15 protein-coding genes are annotated in these 16,894 nt (G+C 59.3%); 1 reads left to right on the top strand and 14 read right to left on the bottom strand.

Going from position 1 to position 16,894, the window contains the following annotated elements; all coding sequences use genetic code 11:
* Positions 1–11 precede the first annotated feature (11 nt).
* The 13 genes from icmH to tssA form a co-directional block, all read right to left on the bottom strand.
* A complete protein-coding gene (icmH, locus tag CEC48_RS19755) occupies positions 12–872 on the bottom strand; it encodes a type IVB secretion system protein IcmH/DotU (RefSeq protein ID WP_088425268.1) in 861 nt (286 codons plus the stop codon).
* 4 nt (positions 873–876) lie between these two features.
* Positions 877–2,205: a type VI secretion system baseplate subunit TssK gene (gene tssK / locus CEC48_RS19750; protein WP_088425267.1), complete on the bottom strand. Its 1,329-nt coding sequence runs from the start codon at positions 2,203–2,205 to the stop codon at positions 877–879.
* A 1-nt stretch (position 2,206) separates the two neighbouring features.
* The gene (gene tssJ / locus CEC48_RS19745; RefSeq protein WP_088425266.1) at positions 2,207–2,689 is read right to left on the bottom strand and encodes a type VI secretion system lipoprotein TssJ; all 483 of its coding nucleotides are present in this window, start codon (positions 2,687–2,689) and stop codon (positions 2,207–2,209) included.
* Positions 2,690–2,694: 5 nt separating this feature from the next.
* On the bottom strand, positions 2,695–3,876 hold the full coding sequence (tagH, locus tag CEC48_RS19740) for a type VI secretion system-associated FHA domain protein TagH (protein ID WP_088425265.1): 1,182 nt from the start codon (positions 3,874–3,876) through the stop codon (positions 2,695–2,697).
* 17 nt (positions 3,877–3,893) lie between these two features.
* Positions 3,894–4,025 (bottom strand): type VI secretion protein TagU, encoded by a 132-nt coding sequence (locus tag CEC48_RS19735; RefSeq protein WP_088425264.1) that lies wholly within the window; start codon positions 4,023–4,025, stop codon positions 3,894–3,896.
* A 67-nt stretch (positions 4,026–4,092) separates the two neighbouring features.
* Positions 4,093–5,625, bottom strand: a complete 1,533-nt coding sequence (locus CEC48_RS19730) for a sigma-54-dependent Fis family transcriptional regulator (protein ID WP_088425263.1) — start codon at positions 5,623–5,625, stop codon at positions 4,093–4,095.
* Positions 5,625–8,189: a type VI secretion system ATPase TssH gene (gene tssH, locus CEC48_RS19725; RefSeq protein WP_088425262.1), complete on the bottom strand. Its 2,565-nt coding sequence runs from the start codon at positions 8,187–8,189 to the stop codon at positions 5,625–5,627. The genes CEC48_RS19730 and tssH overlap by 1 nt, the downstream gene beginning before the upstream one ends.
* 12 nt (positions 8,190–8,201) lie before the next feature.
* Positions 8,202–9,209, bottom strand: coding sequence for a type VI secretion system baseplate subunit TssG (gene tssG / locus CEC48_RS19720; protein WP_088425261.1), 1,008 nt, complete (start codon positions 9,207–9,209; stop codon positions 8,202–8,204).
* Complete coding sequence (gene tssF, locus CEC48_RS19715; RefSeq protein ID WP_088425260.1) at positions 9,173–10,948, bottom strand: type VI secretion system baseplate subunit TssF; 1,776 nt, start codon at positions 10,946–10,948, stop codon at positions 9,173–9,175. The genes tssG and tssF overlap by 37 nt, the downstream gene beginning before the upstream one ends.
* Entirely contained in the window at positions 10,938–11,363 is a 426-nt protein-coding gene (gene tssE, locus CEC48_RS19710; RefSeq protein ID WP_088425259.1) for a type VI secretion system baseplate subunit TssE, read from the bottom strand. Before tssE ends, tssF begins: the two co-directional genes overlap by 11 nt.
* The gene (gene tssC, locus CEC48_RS19705) at positions 11,360–12,835 is read right to left on the bottom strand and encodes a type VI secretion system contractile sheath large subunit (RefSeq protein ID WP_088425258.1); all 1,476 of its coding nucleotides are present in this window, start codon (positions 12,833–12,835) and stop codon (positions 11,360–11,362) included. Before tssC ends, tssE begins: the two co-directional genes overlap by 4 nt.
* A gap of 27 nt (positions 12,836–12,862) precedes the next feature.
* On the bottom strand, positions 12,863–13,360 hold the full coding sequence (tssB, locus tag CEC48_RS19700; protein WP_088425257.1) for a type VI secretion system contractile sheath small subunit: 498 nt from the start codon (positions 13,358–13,360) through the stop codon (positions 12,863–12,865).
* Between the two features lie 31 nt (positions 13,361–13,391).
* A complete protein-coding gene (gene tssA / locus CEC48_RS19695; protein WP_088425256.1) occupies positions 13,392–14,945 on the bottom strand; it encodes a type VI secretion system protein TssA in 1,554 nt (517 codons plus the stop codon).
* 477 nt (positions 14,946–15,422) lie between these two features.
* On the opposite strand from tssA, the gene CEC48_RS19690 reads away from it, so the two are divergent.
* On the top strand, positions 15,423–15,938 hold the full coding sequence (locus tag CEC48_RS19690; RefSeq protein ID WP_003208034.1) for an Hcp family type VI secretion system effector: 516 nt from the start codon (positions 15,423–15,425) through the stop codon (positions 15,936–15,938).
* A gap of 55 nt (positions 15,939–15,993) precedes the next feature.
* Here the strand turns inward: CEC48_RS19690 and CEC48_RS19685 are convergent, their stop codons facing one another.
* Positions 15,994–16,815: an aldo/keto reductase gene (locus CEC48_RS19685; protein ID WP_088425255.1), complete on the bottom strand. Its 822-nt coding sequence runs from the start codon at positions 16,813–16,815 to the stop codon at positions 15,994–15,996.
* Positions 16,816–16,894: the final 79 nt, after the last annotated feature.

Raw genomic sequence — 16,894 nt, 5'->3', positions numbered from 1 at the left:
TGCTCCCTGCGTTAGAGGGGCGCCCGGGTAATATCCGGCGCCACTGGTTGATACGGTTGCAGCACCCTCTCGCGCTGCTCGCCCAATACCCAGGCAAACCCGGAATACAGGGTCAACAGGCAGGCCACGACAAACACCGCGACCCAGGTTGCCGACACAACCCTCAAGCGCCCCTGGCGCTGCTGTACCGGCCTGGGCGGCGGCGCGCAAGCAGGAGGGGAATCGCCCCGTACATGCCGGATCTGCCGATACAGCGCATCGCGAACCTGTTCAAGCTGCAACAAACCACGCTCCATGACCCGGTACTTGCCCTCAAACCCAAGCGACAGGCACAGGTACATCAGCTCCAGCATCGCCAGGTGCTTGAAGGGGTCCCTCGACATTCGCTCAAGCAACTGGAAAAACTTCTCGCCACCGAAGGTTTCGTTGTGAAAGCTGCTCAGCAGGCTCATCTTCGACCAATCGCTCTGGCTGCCCCATGAGGTGGTGACCACTGCCTCGTCGATCACACTGCACAACACATACCGCGCCGCCATCACCTCGCTGCTCTGCGCCCCGTCATGCCGGGCCCGTGTTTCAAAAAGCGTGACCGCCGATGACAGCCGCTCGTTGAGCGCGCGCAGGCTTTCCTGCGCGTCGCTGCGCTTGAGTTGCACCACCTCGGACAACAGCTCCCAGGCAGGCGCGACCAAACCATTCAGGCCAACGTTGAAGTGCTCCGCGCCCTGCAAGCGGGCGGCGTAGATCATCCGGTCTTCCAGTTGTTCGAAACGCGGCGGCGATGCAAAGTCGGTTATCGGTCCTTGCGCCGGCCCACGCCCCTGCCGATCGAGCAGGACGGTTTTCTCATCCTGCGGGTATTCCCTGTCCATGGTCTCAGTTCCTGATGGCCCAGAATTTCAGTTCCAGTTCGGCAAATTCGCCGCTGACGTGGAAGGCAAACCCTCCCGAATGCTTCAACTGCTCGATGTCGCGGGCACCGAGTTCGAGCATGAAATAGGTTTTTGCGGCATGAAACGGAATCTGCCGGGGAGCCACCGGCAGCGGCTTGACCTTGATGCCCGCCAAGTGCAGGTTGACCAATTCGCGAATCCGCTCCACAGGGCCGACCTTGAGGTGTGCGGGAAGCCGGTGGCGCAGTTCCTCGGATTCACAATGGGCACTGGCGGCCAGGATGAAGGTTGCCGAATCCAACAGGTTCAGGTCGCTCACCGGGCACACCAATACCCCGTACTGGCGAGGCTGCAGCGCAAGCTCAACGGCATGCTGCTCAAGCACCATCGACAGCAGGCCGCGAATCGCCTCCATCAACCCACGAAAGCTGGCGCCCTGGTCGCTGTGCCGGTAATGCCCCTCGAAATGCGCACGCTTACTGTCACTGGCAAACGTGGCGAGTTCACCCAGAATCGACAGCAGTGTGCGATACAGCGTTTCAGGGCTGACCTGATTCATTCCGAGATAGTGAAGCAGGACCAGTTCGGTGCGATTGATCAATTGCAACATCAGGAAGTCACCAACCTCTGCACCTGCGGCGGTGCCATTCGCGCGAATCCGCGCGGCAATGGCATCACCCCGGTGAGCGAGCAGGCTGATCACTTCCTTGAGGCAAGACAACAGATACGCGGAGCCATGCAGGTGGATGAAGGTCGGGATAAAATCGGCATCCAGGCTAACGCCCTCCTCCGTGCAGTTGAGCACCTGGGCGACCTTAAGCTTCACGTAGTTCTGGTCACTGTGTTGCTCCCCCAGCAGCAGGCGAAAATCCAGCTGCCCGCAATTTACCTGGCGACGAGAATCCTCCCCGGCGTTGGAGTCGCTGACGTCTACCGCCAGGGTTTTGTAGCGCGCCAATACATCGGCCTGCTCGGGTCGACGAGCTTCTATGCAGTGACTGGTGGCCAAGGGCAATGCCAGGTAAACCGCCTGTTTTCCGGTATTTACCGGAACCTCGAGCACCAGCGATTCCATGGCCCCACCCAGCTCGAACAAGCTGCCATCCGGCAATATCCCGCTGGCCTGGCTGACGACTACCTTGCCCATGTTGAGGTATTGCACATCGATTTCCAGGGCCAGGAAGCCCCAGGCATGAAGGCACAACAACTGCGTGCGGCGCTTGAGTTGCTGATCGTGGTAACGATCGTTTTGCTGAAAATGCTGAGGGCGCAGCAACATGCCTTCCTGCCAGATGACTTTTTGGCTGTGCATGTCAGTCGCCCGCCTTGGCTGAGTGCGGACTCACCAACCGAATACCGGCCTGATCAAGGACCAGTTCGGCGCGCGTCAATTGCTGCGCAGTTACCGGCAGCACATAACGCCATTGCGAGTGGGGCAAATCACGGTAGGCCGCCAGCACGCCGACATAGCGACTACCCGGCTCAAGACTGAGCTTGAGCGTGGTGTGATCGCCGGGACGCAGCTCCAACTCTTCGAGGTTCACCAGGTCTTTGGGCAAGGCCTGCGCCCCATGGCCGTAAAGGCTGAAAAAGTCGGCATTCTCAAAAGCCACGGGGTGTCGGAGCTCCATCAGGTGCACCACGATCGGCGACGGGCGACCATGGAGGTCGGGGTTGACCCGTTCGCTGGCCGTCAGTGTCAGGTCCAGCTTGGTCAGCTTCGAAAAGGGCGACAGGGAACACCCCCCCAGCAGGCCCATTACAGCGCACAACAATGCAACGGTGACTCGGGACATGAAGATCATCCTGGATAACGGTGAAGGGTTGAGATCAGACGAATCTGCTCCTCGTAGGCCTTGGTGAAGTCGCTGCCCAACAGGCGATCGCTCAAATGCTCGTCCTCGATCAGCGTTTGGTAATGGCGCTGATACGCCCGCCAGTGGGTGCCACACCGGGGAATCAGCGGGGGCTTCGCCTGGCGCTCGAAGCACAGCAGCAAATGACCGGGTGCAAAGGCCGCCAGAGCCCCGCGTACTGCCGCGCGGCAGGCCACCAGCAAAGCCACCTGGTGGGCCTGCATATCGCGGTAGGCCCGCGTGACGACCCTCTCGGCGGACACCTGTCCCAACTGCCCGGTGCCCAGCAGTATCTCCAGAGCTGCGCTGGCGTCGGCGCTGTCTTTAAGAGGATTGGGACTCTGGATCGGCGTGTGGGTGACTGCCAGTTTCAGTTCATGCTTGAGCTCGCTGCGGGTGCTCAGGCTCTGTTGCAATCCTTCAGTCATTTGCCTGAGCAAACCCGCCGCCTTTATCGCCAAAACCTCTCTTCCCGGCCCATCGAGCGTGTCCAGATCAATACCGAGTGCCTGCGCGAACCCCGACCAAAATGGGTCTGAGCCTTGGTTTTGAGGTGGCAATTGCCGGCTCGGGGCCACCTTGCGCGTGGGCTCCACAAGCTCGGGAACCGTCATATGATCCCTGTCCGCCGCTGCGTGGTCCGTCCACTGCAATGCCTCTGGACTGATGATGGTCAGCGCGGACAGCTCTTGCGACTCTTCGCGACGCTGCAGTTCTGCGTCGAGTGCCCGCACCGGATCCAACTCAAGAAATGCATCATCGGGAATCAGCGTGTGCAATCCATCGTGGTCCGGAGCCGCCGCCGGGCTGACCAGCCGTGCGCGAATATTCAACGGCCCTAATTGAAATACCGTGCCGTCATCTATCGGTTGCTCCTGTCCCTCCCGCAGACGCTCGCCGCTGCCTGCAAGGCGGGTTCCATTACTACTGATGTCCGCCAGGAAATACCGGCCGTCACGATAGCTGACCACCGCGTGGCGGCTGGAGAGCTGGCGGCTGGCGTCGGGAAGGGTCCAGTCACAACTGGCCCCCCGGCCGATGACGCCGCCAATACCGTTAAAGCTCTTGGTCGGTGCCAGAGCTGACTCTCCTTGCCCCGCAGGGCACACCGCAAACACGAGTTGCATGGTAGGACTCCCTTCGATCATCGGCCACGACCGGTGGACTGCGGATCACCCAGCGGGCGGTAGTCACCGTCGTCAAAGACATGATTGGTGTTACAGCCACCCAGCAAAAACAACACAAGCACCAGGGCTTGCCACTGACTAACAGGCATCAGGTATCTCCCATTGGGGTAGGTGCGGCCGACAGGCGGCGCCATCGCAGAATTTGAGGGGAGCCATTCAGCACTCCCCCTTGACGTCGCCAAAGGGAATGTCCAGACGCGCAAGGCGGTACAGCAGCGTGCGTCGGGCAAGGCCCAGTTCACGGGCGGTGCGGGTTCGATTGCCGCGGTTCTTGCGCAGGCAGTCGATCAGCACCACCCGTTCGACCCGCTCCATGCGCTGGCGCAGCGTCGCGTCAACCGCTGGCGCAGTCAGGCCAGCCGATAGCGACAAGTGCGGGGGCAGGATGACTTCGTCGTCGCAAAGCAGCACCGCCCGCTCCACCATGCATTTAAGCTCGCGAACATTGCCGGGGAAGCTGTGGCTGGACAGTTGATCCAGGGCCGCGCTCGACCAGCCCAACGGCGCCCGCCCAAGCATTGCGCAGGCTTTATCGGCGAAATGCCGGGCCAGTTGCAGCACGTCACCGTCCCGCTGGCGTAGCGCCGGCAACTCGATAGGAAACTGCGCCAGCCGGTAATAAAGATCCTCGCGAAAGCTGCCTTCGGCCACCATGCTCGTGAGGTTCCGATGGGTCGCCGCAAGGATCCGTACGTCGACCTTATGGGTCGTATTGGAACCCAGTGGCCGAATCTCGCCCTCCTGTAGTACCCGCAGCAACTTGGCCTGGAGTGACAGCGGCATGTCACCGATTTCATCGAGTAGCAACGTGCCGCCGTGGGCGGTATCAAACAGACCGGCGTAGTCTCTTTCGGCGCCTGTGAAAGCGCCTTTGCGGTAGCCGAACAATTCGCTTTCGAGCAACCCTTCGGGAAACGCGGCACAGTTTTGCACCACAAATGCCTTATTGCTACGCGGCCCGGCGGCATGAATGGCCCGGGCGACCACTTCTTTTCCGGTGCCAGTCTCTCCCCGCAACAATACGGTGTAGGGGCTATGCACGACCTTGCCGATCAGGCGACACGTTTCGTCCATCGCCGTACTGTTTCCTATCAAGCCATAGGTGCTGGTGCCGGGCGTATTGCGCACCACCTTCAAAGCACCGGGAGCCCGGCGAGTTCTTCGTAAAGTCGCCAGCTGGCTCAAGGCAAAGCTACCCAGTTTTTCCAGGGAAGCACCGTATCCAGCCAGCGCCGTTGAGCGCTGTGTGGCACACAACAACACCCCTGAAACCTGCTTGCGCTGCCCCAGCAATGGCACGCACAGCAGTGATTGCCAGGGCACTGCGACTAACGGCAAAAATCCTGTGTCATACACACTGCTACCCAGCTCAGTCAGGTTGAGTGTGCGGTTCTGCCCCAGAACGTATTGCAACAGTTGCTCGCTCTTGAAATCCGCTCCCGGGCTCGCAACGTCCCCAGGAGGTCGCGCACCCGGCAAGTGCTGGGCGGCCAGATCGAGGCGGCCGGTAGTCTCATCGAGCAGGTATAACTGGCTGAGTTCACACCCGCTCAACTGCGCGGTGCCTGCTACAAAGTCTTCGGCCAGTGTTGATTCGTCGCTATCGGCACCTAGCCTGGTGAACCACCCTAACAAGGCTGCGGCGTAATCCAGCGGGTTTGGCAGCAGGGCAAACAGATTGTCCGCCATCAGTTGAACTCACAGAGGACGGCGCCGTTGTGGTCCAGCCTGGCGTGGGCGAACTGCAGGGGCTTGCCAACGGCCATGGCGTCCAGCAGTCGATCCACCACCTGCGGCAACAGGTTCGCCTCGATCCATTGATCAACAAACCTCGCGCCACTCTCACTGTGGCTACAGCGCTCGGCCATGTGTGCGACCAACTCTTCTGCGTAACTGAACATCAGCTTGCGCTGAAGCAGGTGCTGCGCCAGGCGCTGAAGTTTGTTTTCAATCAGTTGGTGCAGCACCACGCCCACAACAGGGTAATACGGGACTACACGCATACGGGCCAGCAGCGCCGGTTTGAAATGAGCCGTCAGGACAGGCCGGATAGCGGCGTGCAATACCTCGACATCCGGTCGTTGAGCGTCGGCGCACAGCGCAGTGATACGTTCGCTCCCCAGGTTGGAAGTCATCAGGATCAGGGTGTTGCGAAAATCGATTTCGCGCCCTTCCCCGTCATTGGCCACACCTTTGTCGAACACCTGGTAAAACAGATTCAGGACATCCGGGTCGGCCTTCTCAACCTCATCGAGCAGCACAACTGAATAGGGCTTTTGCCGTACGGCCTCAGTCAGTACCCCGCCCTCCCCATAACCGACATAACCCGGCGGTGCACCGATCAACCGGGACAAGGAATGTTTCTCCTGGTACTCCGACATATTGATCGTGGTGACAAAACGTTCGCCGCCGTACAACAGGTCAGCCAGGGCATGCGCAGTTTCTGTCTTGCCAACACCGCTTGGCCCCACCAACAGGAATACACCTACGGGGGCATCAGGCCTGTTCACGCCGGCCGCGACAGCACGCAGGCAGCGATCCAGGACCTCAACGGCGCACTCCTGACCGAGGATTCGGCCGCGCAAATCCTCGGCAAAGTTCAAAACCTTGGCGCTGTGCTCACGGGCCAGTTGTTCCTGGGGGATACCGGTCCAGGCGCTGATCACCTGTGCCACCAACCGCGGGCACACTTCGAAGCTGACCAGTCGCTGCTCGTGCTGTAAGGACTGCAACGCTTGATAGTTTTCGGCGAGTGCCTGTTCGAGGGCCTCAATGTTTTCGCCACCGTTGCGTGCTTCGGCCAGTTGCTGGCGCAGAGAGAGCACCGTCCCGGCCAGGCCGCGCTGGTGACTCCAGCGTTGTTCAAGCTGTAACTGGGCGGCCTCTACTTCTTGCAGTCGGTGTGTGAGTTGCTGCAACGCCTGTTCATCGATGGCCAGCCCCGAGTCGGCGTCCCGACGCACGGCGAGTTGCTGGCGCGTGCCTTCGGCCAGTTCGGCGCGCAAGCGCTGCAGTTCGTCGGGTGCCGTCACCAGGCTGATCCGCACCCGGGCACAAGCAGTGTCCAACACGTCCACGGCCTTGTCAGGCAGTTGGCGGCCAGCCAGATAGCGAGCACTCAACTGCGCGGCGGCGACCACTGCGTCATCGCGCACGTAAACACCGTGAGCGGCCTCATACACCGGGGCCAATCCACGTAAAATCGTTACCGCAGCCTCAACCATCGGCTCGTGCACCAGCACAGGCTGGAAACGCCGCGCCAACGCAGGGTCTTTCTCGAAGTACTTCTTGTACTCCGACCAGGTCGTGGCAGCGATGGTACGTAGCTCACCGCGCGCCAGTGCGGGCTTGAGCAGGTTGGCTGCATCGGAGCCGCCGGTTTGGCCGCCCGCGCCGACCAGCGTGTGGGCCTCGTCGATAAACAGGATGACCGGTTGCAGCGAGGCGTTGACCTCGTCGATCAAGCCCTTCAAGCGTCGTTCGAACTCGCCCTTGATGCTCGCGCCCGCTTGCAGCAGGCCCATGTCCAAGGTCAGCAGGCGCACCTCCCGCAGCACATCCGGCACTTGCGCCGCCACGATTCGCAGGGCCAGGCCCTCGACAATCGCGGTCTTTCCGACACCCGCCTCCCCCACAAGAATGGGGTTGTTCTTGCGCCGCCGTGCAAGGGTATCGATCAGTTGCCGGATCTCGCTATCGCGACAAAGTACGGGGTCGAGTTTCCCCTCCCGCGCCTGGCAAGTCAGGTCATGGGTAAATCGCTCCAGTAATGAGTTCCCCACTTCAGTTGCAGGCGCCTCTGCACGCTCACTCAAGAGAAACCCGAGCACGCGCTGCGTATCAAGCCTGCCCAATACGGCCTGATATCGGCTACCCGCGTGTTGCAGCGGGTTGCGCAACAACGCGAGCAACAACGCGCCGTGTTCCACGTCGCTTCGGCCCAACTCCAGATGGGCTACCAGCAATGCCTGCTGCAACCATTGCACCAAGGCGGGTGAAAATACCGGATTACGGGAAGCGCTCTGGTCGGTCTTGGGTTGCAGCGCCGCCTGCAGTTCACCGACGTCCACACCGGCATCCTGCAGCGCACGCATCAGCACGCCCTGGGGATGTTCCAGCAGGGTCAGCAGCAGGTCCTCTACCAGGACTTCGCCGCCGCCACGGGCAACACAACGTTCGGCGCAGCGTTCCAGATCGCGCCGCGTGGGCGCCGTTAATGTCTGGATAAGTTGTTGCAGATCCACATTCATCATATCCATCAATCCCTAATGAGTTTTACTGGCCAAGGTGACCACGCCGTCTGCCCGCTCATGCCCCAGCCAGCTCGTCCAGCCCAAGCGGCAGACGTTGTGTTCGCCGATGTGCAACGGCCGCACCTCGCCCTCTGCCAACACCAGTCGTACGTCATATTCCAGGGGATCCCGGGCGGCGAAGCGCACCAACGCACACAAGGGCTGATAGCCCGCTCCAGTGGGCAAGAATTCGTGAAAACGCTCCCAGCCCAGCGCCAGGACATGGACTCTGAACATGCCGCTGCGGTCGATGATGCGATCTCCCAGCACCAGGTCAGAACCCAACGAGCTATAGGTGCGACCAAGGTCATTACGCTGCTCGTGGGCAATCACTACCGTGCGCTCAACCCACTGTTCAATAACCAGGCAGCTGTGCTTGAAGTAATAACGCAGCACGGTTTCGATCAATGCGGCGGAGTGAGCACGCAGACTCAGCAGCCCCAGGTAAGGCAACAGGCGCTTCCAGTTCAGTTGAGTGGCGCTGCGAATCGCACTGCCGCCCAGGCCTACCAGCGCGAAAATCTGTTCGGAAAATGGATCACTCGCGCCCGTTTGAAAGCTCGCCTGATAACGGTATTTTCGCCAGATCGGCACTATCAGCCGGTGCAGGCGATGGTGAAAAAGGTCAAGAAAATCACGCGTCGGATTGCCGCCCGTCACCTCGACAAAGGCTTGCTCGCCATAGAACGCCGGCAGCGGTGATCCTGTGCCAAATAGCCCCAGCACGTTGAGGCGAAGCCGTGCCCGCAGATCGCCGTGCTCTGAAAAAAACTCCACACGATCAATATCGTTGCCAGGGAACCCAAAGCCTGGATTGGCCTGGAACTCCAATTGGTCGTAGAGCGCCTCCTCATCAAGCGAGGGATGCGCCTTGCGCAAACGCTCGATGATCTGCGCGACCGCCTGGAACACCGAATACTCGCGAATCACTCGGGACAGTGCGGTTAAAGCAGGGGCTGCTGACCCATCCGGGGTGGCCATAGGTACACGTCTCCTTGTGTGCTGATGACTCGCAGTTCGTGGTACGAGTTGAGGCTGGCGTAAAGCGCGAAAAACTCATTCAGTACCGAGGCAAAGACGAACACGTCGCCCTCCCCCAGGTAACCTTCAGGATCGATGGTGAGGTCAACCCGCAAGCCGCGAAATGGCAGGCCACGGTGCAGCCGGTCCACCGGCTGGTGGCTTATCGACTGGAGTGCACCCAGTCTTCTCCTGCTGACCTTCTCCACCTGGCGGTCGTGATAACGCGGCAGATCGTAGGTTTCGAGGATCACTCTCAAGGCGTTGATATCGGTCAATGACAAATAGTTGAGCGACATATTGCTGATCAGTCGCCACAAAAAATCGCTGTCCAGAGGAGGCGCAAAACTGGGGGTTGCCGCCGTGATGTTGCGAAACGAAAGAAACTCAGGCGTCTGCTCGCAAGCTTGGTTGATGTCTCCCACCTGCAACAGGCGTGGCAGGTTATGGTTGGTGCAGGTCAGCTCAACCGACAGGGTTTCCTGATCATGCTCCCGACGTTGGTCAAAGCTCAGCCAGGTGTCCATGCCGGTATGTTGCAGTGATGGCCGCTGGCGAACGCCGTAGCTGGGCGATCCGCTGCCAAAATCGTGCTCAAAGGACTCGAACGGTACATATTCCTGGTAACCCAAGCCTCCCGGCCGCCATCCCGTGACCTTGTCGACGGAAAATACGCCGCAGTTACCCCTGGCATATTCGCCTGGCAACAACAGGTATTCGTCCTGCTTGCCGTCCAGGCGAATCGGCACGCCGTCGTGCTTGAACAGATTGACGATAGGCGTGCAATACAACTTCACGTTATCCAGGGTCGGGGTCAGTCGCTCAACACCGCGGCCACGCATGTTGAAGCGCAACGCCAGGCCATGTACCTGCTTGAGCACGTCAAAGGGCAAGCTGTTCATCACCGCAAGCCCCCCCACATCGACAAACAGGTATTTGTCCGCAAAGGCGAAGTACTCCTGCAAATGGCGATAGCCCCGAAAGGTGTTCAACGGATAAGGGATCAGTGCCTCATCCTCGGAAAAGCCCACCGCGCTGATTTCGTTGCTGGACAGCTGCAATGACATAGCCTCCCCGTCGGCGCCGATAACTGGCAGCCCATCACTGCCCAAAGGCTGCAACTCGAACCCGTCCAGGTGACGCAAAAGGCCCAGGTAAAGCGCCTGGCTGACAGGTTGCTCCCCCGCAAGATGCAGACGTAAGCAGCCCAGTGCCAACTCACTGAAGTTGCCCTCGGCCGTCATTTGCAGACGCAGGCACAGCAAAGCGCCCTCGCCCTGCACCGAGTACTCCAGAGCGGCCAGTTGCAGCGGTAAAACCTCCGTCGGGTAACAGGTACGAAAACGACAACGCTCACCATTGATCGCAACACTGTCCACCGGCGTATCCCGTTCGACCTTGATGGCCGGCCCTGCCCGCTTGAGCGGGTCAAACTGCAGCATGCTGAACGCCGGCAGCGGCCGCATATAGTTGGGCCACAGCAAATGCATCAACGAGTGACTCAACTCCGGTAGTTGATCATCAAGCTTCTGACGCAAGCGACCGGTGAGGAATGCAAAGCCCTCAAGCAACCGCTCTACATCAGGATCCTGGCCGGCATCCCCAAGAAACGGCGCGAGTGCAGGGTTGCGCTCGCAGAAGCGTCGCCCCAACTGTCGCAGCGCACTCAGCTCGCCCTGGTAATAGCGGTTAAATGACATCAGGTTTGACCTCGACCTGTGCGCCGTGAGCCAGGCTTGCGCAGAAGGCGACCGCTTGCGTCAGGCCATCGATTTCCATTGCTCCCTCGATGGAGAAAGCCAGGGCCAACGGGTCTCGGTCCTGGGGTAATGCCTTGACACGTACATCCTTCAAACGGGGTTCATATACCTGGATAAAACGCTCAATCAAAAAGCGTGCCTGGCTCAACGAGTCGTGCAGGTTGAGGCGCATGTCATTCAGATCAGGCAACCCGTAATCAGGTAGCGTTTGCACGCTGCCCACACGAGTGCTGAGCATTTTCGCCAAATGGCTTGCCACAGACTCCACGACGCAGCCCTGCGGGCTACGAACAACGCCGGACTCCAGGCGTTCGAAAAGGCTGCGGTTTTGGGTAATCACGTGGCTGCGGCTCATTCTTTATCGAGCTTGCCGACGAGGGACAGTGTGAAGTCCGCCCCCATGTACTTGAAGTGCGGACGAACGCTCAGGTTGACGCGATACCAGCCAGGCTCACCGTCGACATCGCTGACCACAATGCGTGCCGCCCGCAGCGGGCGCCGTCCACGCACTTCGGCGCTGGGGTTGTCCTGGTCGGCTACGTATTGGCGAATCCACTTGTTGAGTTCCAGTTCGAGGTCGGTGCGTTCCTTCCACGAACCCAGCTGTTCACGCTGAAGTACCTTGAGGTAGTGAGCCAGGCGATTGACGATCATCATGTAGGGCAACTGCGTGCCAAGCCGGTAGTTCAGCTCTGCAGCCTTGCCCTCGGCGCTGATTCCAAAGGACTTGGGTTTCTGCACCGAGCTGGCGGAAAAGAACGCCGCATTATCGCTGCCCTTGCGCATCGTCAGGGCGATGAAGCCCTCTTGCGCCAGCTCATATTCGCGCCGGTCAGATACCAGCACCTCGGTGGGAATCTTGGTTTCGATCTCGCCCATGCTGTGAAAGTGATGCAGCGGCAGGTCCTCAACCGCGCCGCCACTTTGCGGGCCGATGATGTTCGGACACCAGCGAAACCGGGCGAAGCTGTCCGTCAAGCGGGTAGCAAAGGCGTACGCCGTGTTGCCCCACAGATAGTGCTCGTGGCTGTTGACCACATTTTCCTGGTAGGCGAAGGTCTTGACCGGGCAATCAACGGGATCGTACGGCGTACGCAGTAGAAAGCGCGGTACCGTGAGGCCGATGTAACGGGCATCTTCGCTCTGGCGAAAGCTCTGCCATTTGGCAAACTGCGGCCCTTCGAAATGGTCTTTCAGGTCTTTCAGATCAGGCAGGCCGGTGAAGCTCTCCAGCCCGAAAAAACCAGGACCGGCCGCAGCAATGAACGGTGCATGGGCCATGCAGGCCACACTGGAAACGTACTGCATCAGCCTGACGTCGGGTGCACTGGGTGAAAGGAAATAATTGGCGATGATTGCCCCTACGGGCTGACCGCCGAACTGACCGTATTCGGCACTGTAGATATGCTTGTAGAGTCCGGACTGAGTAACCTCCGGTGAGTCCTCGAAGTCATCCAGCAGGTCCTGCCGGGAGACGCTCAGCAGCTCGATCTTGATATTTTCCCGAAAATTGGTGCGATCAACCAGCAGCTCCAGGCCTCGCCAGGATGACTCCAATGACTGGAAATCGGGATGGTGAAGGATTTCATCCATTTGCTGGCTGAGCCTTGCGTCAATCTCGGCAATCATCCGGTCAACCAGGCGCTTCTTGACCGGTTCGCCCTTGTTTTGCGGCTTGATCAGTTCCTCGATAAAAGCCGAGACTCCACGCTTTGCGATGCCATAAGCCTCATCGTCGGCACTGAGACGGGTCTGGGCAATGATGTTGTCGAGAATGCTGTATTCGTCCGTTGTGGGAGCATGCAACGGGCTTTGGCTGGTAGTCATAGTGTCAGTGTCCTTTTACTGAGGGGGTCATACGACGGGGCTGTCCAGCCCCAATTCAGCCAATACCCGGGCACGGGACTCGTCATCTGCAAGGGCGTTTTCAATGGCTTTTCGAAAGCTCGGTGTGTTGCCCAGGGGGCCCTTGAGCGCCACAAGTGCATCACGCAACTCCATGAGCTTTTTCAGCTCGGGTATCTGCTCAACCAGGTGCGCCGGGTTGAAGTCTTTCATCGAATTGATCCTGACCTGGATGGCCAGCTCATCAAGTTCGCCAGAGTCCTGGAGCCGATTGGGGACGCTTAAGGTCAAGCTCAGGGCCTGCTTGGCCAGCACCTCGTCGAGGCTGTTCTTGTCGATACCGACGGGCTTGCGGTCTTCGAGCTTGCGCAGGTCTTCACGCTGGGTGAAGTCGCCAAGCACCAGCAGTTTCAACGGCAGCTCGACCTCTTCCTGCGCAGTGCCGACGGCGGGTTTGAACGTGATATTGATGCGTTCCTTGGGGGCTACCGAACCTTCTTTCGCCATGGTGTTTCTCCTTTTCGGGTGGCTCGAAAGCCTATTCAAGTACCGCTTCAAGATCGAAGTGGCACAACCTGCGATGGACATCTTCCTTGCGCTCACGCACGGAGTGGCTTTGCGGCAACACATCACAACAGCCATACAAGAGTTGCAGCACTTCAACCGCCAGTTCGGGCTCCCAGCGCTGCAAGCCTGATTGCTGCAGTTCATGGTCCAGGTGGTCGAGTTGGACTTTGGCGAGGTCATGCTTGCCCGCCAGAACACACAACCTGGCCAGGCCAAGCCGCCAATGAAATCGGGCACGGTCACCTGCGGCGCTTTGCATACCCTCCTTGAGCGACCGGACGGCCGCCTTGAACCCGTCCTTGCGCAGCACGGGCATGACATCCAGCAACGCTTTGTCCCAAGGTGCGTCCTGGGCATCCAGCGCCGACCTGGGCGGCACCGGTGCTTGCAAATGCCGGGCAACCTGGGTGCTGATCCAGCCACGGGTGACGGGGTCGGCGAAGGGTGTTCCATCGTGGAAGCGCAACTGGACGAGCCCCGGCAATCGCTGGAGCAACAGGGCAAAGTGCACTTCCAGCTCGGTCATCGCCAAATCGGCCTGAAGTGCCTGCAAGCACTCCCAAACCCGGTACAAGCCGTCAAACCAGAAAGGTGCGCAGGCCAGGCTGGCCTCAAGTTCTAACAACAGATCGGCATGCTGCCCCTGGGAAAATCGCTCCTGGTAACGTTTGAGCTTGTCCGGCGCAGGGCCTCGCAACGGCGTGACCTGCTCGGCGTCGCAGTCCGGGAGACTGGTGATCGTCAGCCAGGTCAACGTTCGGTTCAGGCGCAGCGCGCGCAGGTCAGTGGCATTTTGGCGCTGCCACCAGGCAGACAAAGACCGGGCATTCTCCTGCAGCGTGCGCAGCAGCTTATGGGCGTCTTTTTCGTTATCCACGACAGGCTCGGGAACCAGCAACTGAGTCGCCGCCTGCTTGATCTGGGCGATCACACCCGCAGTACCGCTCGTTGGAGGATCGCTCTCGGTGGCCTGTTGCAACCTGTCCGACAGTTGCCTGCGAATCGGCAATAACAGTGGCGCCTCTTCAGCGAGATGTTCGGTCCACAGCTCATCCAGCCGGGTCAGGTGTTCGAGCATGCAGTGGAACAAGGGCCGCTGGTCCTTGAACGAAAGGTTTTGCGCAAGCACCTGTTCGAGGCGCGGGACCAGCCAGCCAAATGCGGCACTGCGGGTACGCAGCTTGCCCGGATACACAACCGCCCAATGATGTTCACAGAGGTAGCGCAACAATCCGAGACCTGCGAGCAGCCCGGGGAAGGACTCGCGCTGATGCAATGCCCAGGTCAACCAGACAGCGACCCGCAAGTCCTTGGACTGATGGCGTAACAGGACCTCACTTTTTTCCACGACCCATTGCCAGTCAGGCTGACTGTTGCCGTGTATGGAATGCGCCTTGCCCAGTTCGGTTTCAAGCGCCTCATACTCAGTCGAAAAACGCATATCGGTGCCCGCATAACTCGCTTTCGAGTTGGGTGCCTGCGCAAGTTCGAGGTAATAATCGGAAAGCCTGTCTGAATAAACCATTGTGGGCCGCACGTTACTTTCCTGGATGTGTTCAGTGAACTAATGGCAATTCAAGCGCACATCAAAACACTGTTTAAAGTTTGCCTTCCCAACGAGAAGAGCACGAACCTTATCCATGCAAAAAGTATTGTTCAAGCCACGAAACAACGGTTAAGGAATTTCCTACAGAGATAAGAATCTCTGGCCGTGCGCAACTATTTGCGCAGTCACAACAACAATTTTTGTTATCAATTACGCAAACCCAACAAACACAGCCACGCATCAATATGAGCAACTAACTGCGCACCCCTGCGCAACAAATACAATCAACTACAGGTACAAACTGGCAATACTCCACAAAAGACAAACTAACAAAAGCCCAACCCCCTGTTTTCATTAGCCCCTGAACTTTCCGGCACGCTTCTTGATATCGAGCATTACCCAGCCGGCAAATCAGTCGACTGGGGCGACCTCATTTATCAGGCAAGGAAACCAGTCATGCCAACACCCGCGTATCTATCCATCACCGGCACCAAGCAAGGCTTGATTACGGCAGGCACGTTCACCCAGGACTCGGTCGGCAACATTTATCAGGAAGGCCACGAAGACCAGATCCTGGTGGAGGCGTTCCAGCATCAGGTGATCATTCCCCGTGACCCGCAATCCGGACAGCCCACCGGCCAGCGCGTGCACAAACCCCTGATGATCAGCAAGGTATTCGATAAGTCTTCGCCGCTGCTGTTCAGCGCGTTGACCTCCGGGGAAATGGTCAAGTGCCGTCTTGAGTGGTACCGCACGTCTTCAGCCGGCACCCAGGAACACTACTTCACCATCGAGTTGGAGGACGCGATTCTGGTGGACATCCAGTCACGGATGCCCAACTGCCAAGACCCGAACAACGCGCACTTCACGCACCTTGAGGATGTTTACTTCACGTACCGAAAAATCGTCTGGACCCACGAGGTATCCGGTACCTCGGGCTCGGATGATTGGCGTAGCCCGGTAGCCGGCTAAACACCCATCGAAACAGAAACGGCAACGCCAGGGACGGCGCCGTTTCTGTCGGGCACTAGACCATTGCCAGCGGATGCTTGCGCTTCGGCGCGCCGAAAACCCGGTCAATCGCGTCCAGGTCGTGCTCATCCAGCACAAGCTTTGCCGCGGCGGCATTGAGCCGGACATGCTCGGGCGTCACTGCCTTGGGGATGGCGATCACACCGTCCTGGCGCAATACCCAGGCCAGGGAAACCTGGGCGGGTGTAACCTCGTGGCGATGGGCAATTTGCTTGAGGGTCGGGCTGGCCAACAGCTCGCCACCTTGGGCGATGGGACAGTAGGCCATCAATGGCAAATTATGTTGCTGCCACCACGGCAGCAGGTCGAATTCGATACCGCGCTCTTCAATGTTGTAGAGCACCTGATTGGTGGCACAGGCCGGGGAAGCCAGTTCCTGCAGGTCGGCCACATCAAAGTTGGACACGCCCCAACGACCGATCTTGCCCGCCTCACGCAAGCGTTCGAAGGCTTCCACCGTTTCTTCAAGGGGATATTGGCCACGCCAATGCAGCAAATACAGGTCAATGTAGTCGGTGCCCAGGCGCTGGAGACTGGCTTCACAGGCCCGCGGAACACCTTTGCGGCTGGCATTGTGCGGGTACACCTTGCTGACCAGGAACACCTGGTCGCGCTTGCCGCGAATCGCCTCGCCGACGACTTCTTCGGCCCCGCCTTCGCCATACATTTCAGCGGTATCGATCAGGGTCATGCCCTCATCAATGCCCAGTTGCAACGCGGCCACCTCGGCACTGCGTCGGTCGGGTACCTCGCCCATGCGCCAGGTCCCCTGGCCGATGACCGGGACAGGTACGCCGGCCAGATCAATGGTGCGCATGACAACCTCCTGATGAATTCGCGAATTAACAGTGTGGCACCGACTGGACAAAAGGGTTCAATCGAAGGATGGTTGCAGC

It is taken from the genome of Pseudomonas sp. K2I15, assembly GCF_002204795.1.
Lineage (GTDB): Bacteria > Pseudomonadota > Gammaproteobacteria > Pseudomonadales > Pseudomonadaceae > Aquipseudomonas.
Note: the sequence above shows the minus strand (reverse complement) of the source record. Positions and strands in the feature narration are given on the sequence as shown.